This window comes from Mesorhizobium sp. M7D.F.Ca.US.004.03.1.1, assembly GCF_003998635.1.
Taxonomy (GTDB): Bacteria; Pseudomonadota; Alphaproteobacteria; order Rhizobiales; family Rhizobiaceae; genus Mesorhizobium; species Mesorhizobium loti.
Genome location: NZ_RZQG01000155.1, coordinates 1 through 9,355, shown reverse-complemented (window position 1 = coordinate 9,355; position 9,355 = coordinate 1). Strand labels below are relative to the sequence as shown.

General features: G+C 63.0%; 6 protein-coding genes and 1 pseudogene. 5 read left to right on the top strand and 2 right to left on the bottom strand.

The window, feature by feature from the left end:
- A pseudogene (locus EN935_RS11900) lies at positions 1–1,132 on the top strand (bifunctional [glutamine synthetase] adenylyltransferase/[glutamine synthetase]-adenylyl-L-tyrosine phosphorylase); the annotation flags it as partial.
- 51 nt (positions 1,133–1,183) lie between these two features.
- Positions 1,184–1,663, top strand: a complete 480-nt coding sequence (locus EN935_RS11895; RefSeq protein WP_109663338.1) for a hypothetical protein — start codon at positions 1,184–1,186, stop codon at positions 1,661–1,663.
- Between the two features lie 45 nt (positions 1,664–1,708).
- On the opposite strand, the gene EN935_RS11890 is transcribed toward EN935_RS11895, so the two are convergent.
- Complete coding sequence (locus EN935_RS11890) at positions 1,709–4,030, bottom strand: PAS domain-containing sensor histidine kinase (RefSeq protein ID WP_109662588.1); 2,322 nt, start codon at positions 4,028–4,030, stop codon at positions 1,709–1,711.
- 228 nt (positions 4,031–4,258) lie between these two features.
- Here EN935_RS11890 and EN935_RS11885 point away from each other — a divergent pair, with 228 nt between their 5' ends.
- Both EN935_RS11885 and EN935_RS11880 read left to right on the top strand, forming a co-directional pair.
- On the top strand, positions 4,259–4,555 hold the full coding sequence (locus tag EN935_RS11885; RefSeq protein ID WP_109662591.1) for a type II toxin-antitoxin system RelE/ParE family toxin: 297 nt from the start codon (positions 4,259–4,261) through the stop codon (positions 4,553–4,555).
- Position 4,556: 1 nt separating this feature from the next.
- Positions 4,557–4,862 carry an addiction module antidote protein gene (locus EN935_RS11880; protein WP_109662594.1) on the top strand — a complete coding sequence of 102 codons (306 nt, stop codon included), beginning with the start codon at positions 4,557–4,559 and terminating at the stop codon, positions 4,860–4,862.
- A 24-nt stretch (positions 4,863–4,886) separates the two neighbouring features.
- On the opposite strand, the gene pepN is transcribed toward EN935_RS11880, so the two are convergent.
- On the bottom strand, positions 4,887–7,532 hold the full coding sequence (gene pepN / locus EN935_RS11875) for an aminopeptidase N (protein ID WP_127265160.1): 2,646 nt from the start codon (positions 7,530–7,532) through the stop codon (positions 4,887–4,889).
- A 156-nt stretch (positions 7,533–7,688) separates the two neighbouring features.
- On the opposite strand from pepN, the gene EN935_RS11870 reads away from it, so the two are divergent.
- Positions 7,689–9,355: xanthine dehydrogenase family protein molybdopterin-binding subunit (locus EN935_RS11870; protein ID WP_164771091.1), on the top strand; the 1,667-nt coding region annotated here is incomplete at its 3' end.

Genomic DNA, 9,355 nt, shown 5'->3' with positions numbered 1-9,355 from the left:
GGCCTATCTGTCGGCGCGGCTTTCCGCCTTTGTCGAGGGCGACCGGCTTTATGAGGACGTGCTCGACCGGCTGCGCATTTTTGCCTCCGAGCACAAGTTCCTGATCGGCGTCAGGCTGCTCGCCGGCTCGATCGATCCGGCGCGGGCCGGTCGCGCCTTTTCCGATCTGGCAGATCTCACCATCGAGGCGGCGTTGCAGGCGGTGACGGCAGAATTCGCGGCACGCCACGGCACGATTGCCGGCGGCGTGGTTTCGCTGCTCGGCATGGGCAAGCTTGGCAGCCGCGAGCTGACCGCCGGATCGGATGTTGACCTGATCCTGCTCTACGACCACGCGCCGGACGCCGAGGAGTCCGATGGTGACAAGCCGTTGGCGCCTTCGCACTACTACACCCGCATGACGCAGCGGCTGATCGCGGCCGTTTCCGCGCCGACAGCGGAGGGCGTGCTCTACGAGCTCGACCTGCGCCTGCGGCCATCCGGCAACAAGGGTCCGGTGGCCACCCATATCGATGCCTTCAAGAAATACCAGCGTCAGGAGGCTTGGACCTGGGAGCACATGGCGCTGGCCCGCGCCCGCGCCATTGGCGGCGACGCCAGCTTGTGCGGTGAGGTTGAAGCGGAAGTCGCCGCCGTGCTTGGCCAGCCGCGCGACGCGAAAAAGGTGATGGCCGAGGCCTCGGACATGCGCGCCATGATCGAAAAAGAAAAGCCACCGCGCGATCTGTGGGACATCAAGCTGATTCCCGGCGGCCTCATCGATCTCGAATTCATCGCTCAGGTGGCCGTCATCACCGGGCAGGTCGATGCCGGGCCGCGTGCCCCGACCGTGCCAATTGCACGTGCCACCGGCACGGCCGAGATCCTGTCGCGTCTTGCACCGGGCTTTGCCGATGCCGAGGTCAGGCAGGCGCTTGGCGACGCCTACGCGCTCTATCTGGCACTGACCCAGATGACGCGGCTGTGCCTCACCGGAGCCTTTGAGCGCGACGATGTTCCGCCGGGGCTTTCGGATCTGCTTCTGGCAGTGACTGACCTGCCGGATTTCGGTGTGCTGGAAGCACACCTCAAAGAGACGTCGCAAAAGGTCAGGAGAGACTTCGACCTTTTGCTTCGTGCCGGACGACCGTGATGAACGGCCTGCCGGACCGCATCGGGGGTGACGATGCAACAGGAGAAGACCATGAGAAAGTCAACGAAACTTGCCCTTGCCTTCGTAGCCTTGGCCGGCGCCGTCGGCACCACGGCCTATGCCGAAAACAATGCCAGTGAAAAAATGCGTGAGGGCACGATGATGCGCCTCAACAAGGCGATGAGCGATTCCGGCGGCACCATCACCTTCGATCAGTTTTCCGGCGCTATGAACGCGCGGCTGAAAAAGCTCGTCGCCGACAATGGCGGCAAGCTGACCGTCGCCCAGCTTGCCGATGCGCTTGAGAAAGCGCGTTTCGAGCAGATGGCCAAACGCATTATCGCCCGCTACGACACCAAGGGCGACGGCACGCTGACCACAGACGATCTCACCAGTCGTGAGAAGAAGGTCTTCGCAATGCTCGACAAGAACAATGACGGCAAGATCGAAAAGAGCGAATTGCCGAAGGGCGGCCGCTTCGGCCGCCACCGTCAATGGAGTGACGACGGAGACAACAGCGATATGCAGTGAGGCTGTCTGGAGCAGGCTCCGGCGGTGTCAGTCGGAGCCTGCTGCTCAGGCCGCGACCCTGATGGCCGGCGCGGGCTTCTTCACCGGAATGCGCACCGACACGATCGTGCCGACACCTTCGGTCGAACGGATCTTCAGCGCGCCGCCCTGGAGTTCAGCCAGCGAGCGCGAGATGGCGAGGCCAAGGCCGGACCCGGTGTGGCTCTTGGAGAACTGGTTCTGCACCTGTTCGAAGGGCCGTCCGAGCTTGCCGAGCGCATCCTTGGGGATGCCGCAGCCATTGTCCTCGATCGTCAGCACCAGCGCGCCGGATGTGTTGCGGGCCCTGACCGATATGTGGCCGCCTTGGCCGGTGAATTTCACCGCATTGGACAAAAGGTTGATGACGATCTGCTTGATCGCCCGGCGATCGGCGACCAGCGTCAGCGCGTCGGCGATGCGGGTTTCCACGGTGATGGCCTTTTGCGCCGCTTGCAGCGAAACGACGCGAACCGTTTCGCTGATCAGCGGGCCGAGGTCGATCTCCTCCCGGTCCAGCGAGAACTGGCCGGCCTCGATCTTGGACATGTCGAGAATGTCGTTGATGACGCCCAGCAGATATTTGCCGCTGCTGTTGATGTCGGTGGCATATTCCTCGTAGCGCTCCGATCCGAGCGGGCCGAACAGCCCCTGTTCCATCAGTTCGGAGAAGCCGATGATGGCGTTCAGCGGCGTGCGCAACTCATGCGACATGTTGGCCAGGAATTCGGATTTCGCCCGGTTCGCCGCTTCGGCCCGTTCGGTTTCCTTCATGTATTTGCGGTTGAGGTCGACCAGTTCGCGCGAACGCTCTTCTTCCGCCCGGCGGGCGAGGCTGAGATCATGGATCGTCGCCATCAGCCGGCGCTCGCTGTCGACCAGCTTCTCCTGGTGCAGCTTGATCTGGGTGATGTCGGAACCGACCGAGACGATGCCGCCATCCCGGGTCTTCAGTTCGTTGACCTGCAGCCAGCGTCCATCCGCCAGCTGGCGCTCGAAAGTGGCGCCGCCTTGCAGTCCGCTGGTGTTGGCAAGCCGCCGTTCGGAAGCAAAGGCCAGCATGCGTTCTTCCAATGCCGCACGCGTGACGCCCGGCATCACGTCGCGGTCCGAAAGCCCGTTGTCCTGCTGGTATTTGGAATTGCACATGATCAGGCGCTGCGCCGAATCCCACAGCACGAAGGATTCGTTGATGTTCTCGATCGCCGTTCTGAGGCGAAGGTCGGCTGCCTCGGAACGCAACGCCAGATGACGCTGTTCGGTGACGTCGACGGCGATGCCGATCAGTTGGATCTCCGGGGCTTCCGGATCGATGACTTGTGCCCGGGCGCGCATCCAGACCCATTGGCCGTCGGAATGCCGCATCCGGAACACCTGGTCGATATGGTCGATCTCGCGCGCGACAATTCTGTTGGCGAGCTCGAACAGGTCGCCGTCCTCGGGATGGATGATCTGATCGACCTCGCCGAAGGACAGCATCGTGTCGCAGGGCTTGTAGCCGAGCATGTCGTACATCGAGCGCGACCAGTACATCTTGCCGCGCACCATGTCCCAGTCCCACAGGCCGCAGCGGCCGCGAACCAGTGCCATGTCGATGCGCTGATGTGCTTCGAGGTAGATGCGGTCAGCCGCCTGCGCACGCGCCGCCTGGCCGAAATAGGCGTAGAGGATGACGATCAGCACACCGGCCGTCAGCACGAACAGGGTGACGTTCAGCGAAACAGTCTTGCGCCAGGCATCGAAAACCGCGTCCTGCGGCACCAGGGCCGCCGACGCACCTTTCTGGCCATTCGCCAGGCTGACCGCCGCGTACCAGTCGCGTCCGTCGATGTTGACGTCCATGACGCCGGCGCGATCGCCGAACATGAACAATGGCTGGCCGCCTTCGACGAGGCCGTCGAGCGAATGGCCCTGCCATGGCACCGAGCGCGGTGTCACCGCGACGATCTTGAACGCACTGTCGGTGATGACGAGCACATGGCTGCGGCCCATCGCGCCCTGACGGCTGGTGGTCTCCAGCAGATCCTGGATGGCGCCGGGCACCGTGTCCGAGGTGGTGGCGAGCGAACTGGCCAGCTGGCCAGCCGCCAGCGTCAGGATCGCCTTGGCATTGCGCTCGACATCGTCGCGCTCGTTCATCAGCGACAGCACGCGCAGTGCCGCGATGACGATCAGGAATGTGATGATCAGGACGGGTATCGATCGGCGCAGCAGCGGCTCGGCGGCCAGAAGCCGCCGGTAGGCCGGTTCGGCGATGAGCCGCGTATTCCCAGCAAGGCCGTCGCTGCGCGTCTCACGATGCGCAAAAGCCGTCCCTCCGGGCGCGCCCCACGCGTCCGCCTTCGCCATAAATGGCACTCCCCGAATTTGCCTATGCTGCTTGTTGATCCGGCAAACGCCGCACATCCGAATCGTCAGTAAAGAATCAAAGGTGATTCGCCTTGTCCAGTGGTCCGGCGAAAAAAGATTAAAAATCGACTAAAATAACGCCGAAATGGGCCAATGCCCCCTATGGAGTGCGCGACCATCTCTCTGAGGTTTGCTTGACAGATTGTAGTTTATAAACTACACTCTCTCATGATCGATCTGAAGCAGACCGAAACGTTCCGAAAATGGTGGACGCGACTGAGGGATGAGCGCGCCCGAGGAGCGATCTTTGCCCGGCTCGACCGTCTTGCCTATGGGCATCCGGGAGATGTCGAGCCCGTGGGGGAGGGGATAAGCGAGTTGCGTATCCACTACGGTCCCGGCTACCGCGTGTATTTTCAGAAGCGGGGGAGCACGATCATCGTCCTCCTATGCGGGGGCGACAAAGGCACTCAGAAGAAGGACATCACGACAGCGAAACGGCTGGCAAAAGAATGGAGTGAATGACATGGCTGAAAAACTGACAACCTTTGATCCGGCGGAAGGCCTGACCTCCGATGAGGCCATTGCGGCCTTCATGGCGGAAGCATTTGCTTCCGAGGATTCCGGCTATATCGCGCACGCGCTGGGGGTCGTGGCCCGCGCCAAAGGCATGGCCCAGATAGCGAGCCAGACGGGACTTTCGCGTGAACAGCTTTATCGCTCGTTCAGTGAGAACGGCAATCCGACCCTGAAAACGACGATTGCCGTGATGAAGGCGCTCGGAATCGAGTTGACCGCTAGGCCCCAGTCCCATCAGCCGGGACTGGTCTAACGGGCGCTTGAAGAGATTACGCACTCACGCCAGCGTGCGCTCGACGATATCCCGCAGATCAGCCGACAGGTTTTCGGCGCCGGCGATCGACAGCAGCGCTTCCCTGGCCTTGGCCTGCCGCAAAGGTTCGAGCGAACGCCACGATCTGAGCGCCGTCGCCAGCCTTGCCGCCACTTGCGGGTTGCGTTTTTCGACCTCGAGCACAGTCTGAGCAAAGAACCAGTAGCCTTCGCCGTCGGCGCGGTGGAAGCCGGTCTGGTTGGCACTGGAGAAGGTGCCGATCAGCGAGCGCACCCGGTTCGGATTGCCCATCGAGAAGGCCGGGTGGCTGGTCAGGGCCCGCACTGTGTCGACGGTCTGCGGCCCCGGAACGCTGGCCTGGATTTGGAACCATTTGTCCATGACCAGCGGGTCAGACCCATAGATCGTCTCGAAAGCCGCCAGCGCTTTGACCGCCTCGGCCGAACCATGGTGACGATGCGCGAGCACGGCAAGCGCTGCCGCGCGGTCGGTCATGTTGGTCGCCGACTGGAAATGCCCGGCGGCGAGTGCCGCTCCGCCCGGCTGCAGTGCCAGATAATCCAGCAGGGTGTTGCGCAAGGCGCGTCGTCCGGCGCTCGCCGCGTCGGGGCTGAACGCGGCCTTGTCGGCAAGGCTGAGGTAGAGGCCCGAAAAGGCGTCCCGGTTCGCGGTGCCGATCGCCAGCGCCAGCGCCTCGCGAGCCGCATAGATGGCATCGGGGTCGATATTCCTGCCGATGTCGCGGGCAATGTCTGCTTCGCCGGGCAGCGCCAGCGCCAGCGCGCGGTAGGCCGGCTCCAGCGTCTCGTCGGCGGCGATACTGCCGGCGAGTTCGGTCAGACGCGCCGCGAAGACCGGCTGCTTGCCTCCGAGGATTTCTCGGAAGGCGGCAATCAGTGCGTCGGTCAGCAATGTGTTGAAGGCCTGCCAGCGCGAGAAGGCGTCGCTGTCGTGGCGGGCGAGGAAGAACTGGTCGTCGGTCTTCTGTTCGACCGCCAGGGTCACCGGCGCCGAAAAACCGCGGTTGAGCGAGACGGCCGGGCGCTCGGCGACGCCTGAAAACCGCACCATGTGGCGGCGCTTGCGGACATGGATGACGCCATCCTCGACACTGGCGCCCTCGACGCCGCTATACGCCACGGGCTTGCCGCCGGCGCCGATCAGGCCGAAGGCAAGCGGGATGTGCATCAGCCGCTTGCGGCTTTCGGAGGGTGTCGGCGGCACCGACTGCTCGATTTCGAGCGTGAACTCGCGCGCAGCCGGATTGTGCGTCGAACTGATCGTCAGGTTGGGCGTTCCCGCCTGATGATACCAGAGCGCGAACTGCGACAGGTCGCGGCCGGACGCATCCTCGAACACCTTGATGAAATCCTCGATCGTCGCCGCGTCACCGTCGTGCCGCTCGAAATAGAGGTCCATGCCGGCGCGAAAGGCGTCGACTCCGAGAATTGTGCGGATCATGCGCACCACTTCGGAGCCCTTCTCGTAGACCGTCGCCGTGTAGAAATTGTTGATCTCGCGGTAGCGGCGCGGCCGCACCGGATGCGCCAGCGGGCCTTGGTCCTCGGGAAACTGATGGGCGCGCAGCGTGCGCACTTCGGCGATGCGCTTGACCGCGCGCGAGCGCTGATCGGCGGAGAACTCGTGGTCGCGGAAAACGGTCAGGCCTTCCTTCAGGCAGAGCTGGAACCAGTCGCGGCAAGTGATTCTGTTGCCTGTCCAATTGTGGAAATACTCATGCGCGATGATCGCCTCGATATTGGCGAAATCGGCATCCGTCGCGGTCTCCTGATCGGCCAGAACATATTTGTCGTTGAAGATATTGAGACCCTTGTTCTCCATCGCGCCCATGTTGAAATCGGACACGGCGACGATGTTGAAGACGTCGAGATCGTATTCCCGGCCGAAAGCCTCCTCGTCCCATTTCATCGACCGCTTCAGGGCGTCCATCGCGTAGCCGGCCAGCTTCTCCTTGCCGGGCTCGACATAGATGCCGAGCTCAACCGTGCGGCCGGACAGGGTGACGAAACTGTCGGCGACCTGGCCGAGATTGCCGGCCACCAATGCGAACAGATAGGATGGCTTGGGGAAGGGGTCGTGCCAACTAGCATAGTGCCAGCCGTCGCCGAGGTCACCCTTGTCGACCGGGTTGCCGTTGGACAGGAGCAGTGGCGCCTCGTCGCGCATTGCCTCTATGCGCACCGTGTAGACAGACAGGATGTCGGGTCGATCGAGGAAATAGGTGATGCGGCGGAAGCCCTCGGCCTCGCATTGCGTGCAGTAGACATGGCTCGAGCGGTAGAGGCCCATCAGCGCTTCATTGCCCGCCGGCGCCAACTCGGTCTCGATCAGCAGTTGGAAGCGGCGCGCGGCCGGCGGCTTGAGGATGGTCAGCTGGTCCGGGCTCGCCAGCATATCCGCCGGTTTCACCTTCTTGCCGTCGATCTCGATGCGCTTGAGCGTCAGCCCGTCGCCGTCGAGCACCAATGGTGCCGACACGGAGACGCCATCACGGCGCTCGACCGTAAGCAAGGCGGTGACGTGCGTTGCGTCTGGCGAAAGGCGGAAAGTGAGGTTGGTTTGCGGAATGAGGTAGTCGTTGGGGCGATAGTCTTCGAGCTTGAAGACCTGGCCGGTGTCCGTGCGCATTCCGTGGGTTTTCCTGTCGATGGCGTTGGCGGCGGATTGTGTCCGCTGGTCCAAGAAATTTGAAGTCCGCGCTCTTTACACGAAACGGCCCCTCGACAAAACTGAGGCAATGCCTATTTCAGGCCTTCCTTCTCCGTCATCACCGCGAGGCATCCATTGACCGTCGTCACACCGAAATTCGGCATGGGCGCATCCGTGCTGCGGCGCGAGGATGCCGCCTTCATCCAGGGACAGGGCCGCTATACCGACGACATCCAGCCGGCTGGCGTCCTGCATGGCTATGTTCTGCGCTCGCCAGTCGCCAAGGCCAGCTTCACCATCGGTTCGACCGAGGCGGCGAAGGCGGCACCCGGCGTGCATCTGGTGCTGACCGGCAAGGACCTCGCTCATCTCGGCGATCTCAAGTCCGGTGTCATGCAGGAACAGCCGGACGGCACCAAGGCGCCGACGCGTGACATCCCGATCCTGTGCCGCGACCGGGTCAACTATGTCGGCGATGCCGTTGCCTTCGTCGTCGCCGACAGCCGTGCTTTGGCGCAGGATGCCGCTGAACTGATCGACGTCGACTATGACAGCGAAGATGCGGCCTCCGGGACGGCAACGGCACTTGCCGAAGGCACGCCGCTGGTCTGGCCGGAGCTCGGTTCCAACCGCGCCTTCACCTACCACATAGGCGACAAGAAGAAGACCAAGGCGGCTTTCGCCAAAGCCGCCCATGTCACCCGCATCGAATTCGTCAACAACCGGCTGGACTGCAACTACATGGAGCCGCGCTCGGCGATCGGCGAGTGGAACATTGACGAGAACCGCTTCGTGCTGACCACGGGGTCGCAGGGCGTGCATTCCATGCAGTACATCCTGGCCGGCCTGTTCAAGATCAAGAAAAATCAGCTGCGCGTCATCACCCCCGATGTCGGCGGCGGTTTCGGCCCCAAGAGCTTCGTCTACCGCGAATATCCGCTGGTGCTGGAGGCGGCAAAGCGGCTTGGCCGCCCGGTCAAATGGGCCGGCGACCGCACCGAGCACTTCCTGACCGACGCGCAAGGGCGCGACAATTTCGTGACTGCCGAGATGGCGCTGGACAAGGATGGCCGCTTCCTCGGCATGAAGGTGGACCTGCTCGCTAACATCGGCGCGTATATCTCGCAATACGGTCCGTTTATTCCCTATATCGGCGTCACCATGTCGACCGGTGTCTATGACATCCAGGCGCTCGACGTCTCGGTCACCGGTCTCTACACCAACACCTGCCCGGTCGATGCCTATCGCGGTGCCGGTCGGCCGGAAGCAGCGTTCCTGCTGGAAAAGCTTGTAGATGCCTGCGCCCATGATCTCAGCCTGCCTGTCGAGGAGATCCGCCGCCGCAACTTCATCCGGCCGGAGCAGTTTCCCTACCGGACGCAGACCGGCCGCCTTTACGACAATGGTGAATTCGAAGGCCATATGGAGCGCGCCATTGAACGGTCCGAATGGAAAGCGTTCCCGGCGCGGCTGGCGCAGTCGAAAGCTGGCGGAAAGATCCGCGGCCTCGGCATGGCGACCTATATCGAGGCCTGCGCCTTTCCGGGCTCGGAGCCGGCCTTTGTCGAACTCAATGGCGACGGCACGGTGACGTTGAAGATCGGCACCCAGACTAACGGGCAGGGGCACGCCACCGCCTATGCGCAGTTCCTGTCGGAGAAGCTCAATCTCGACATCGACAAGATCCATGTCCGCCAGGGCGATACCGACGAACTGAAGGCCGGCGGCGGCACCGGCGGCTCGCGCTCCATTCCGCTGGGGGGTGTATCAGCTTCCCGCGCGGGCGAGGATCTGGCCAACAA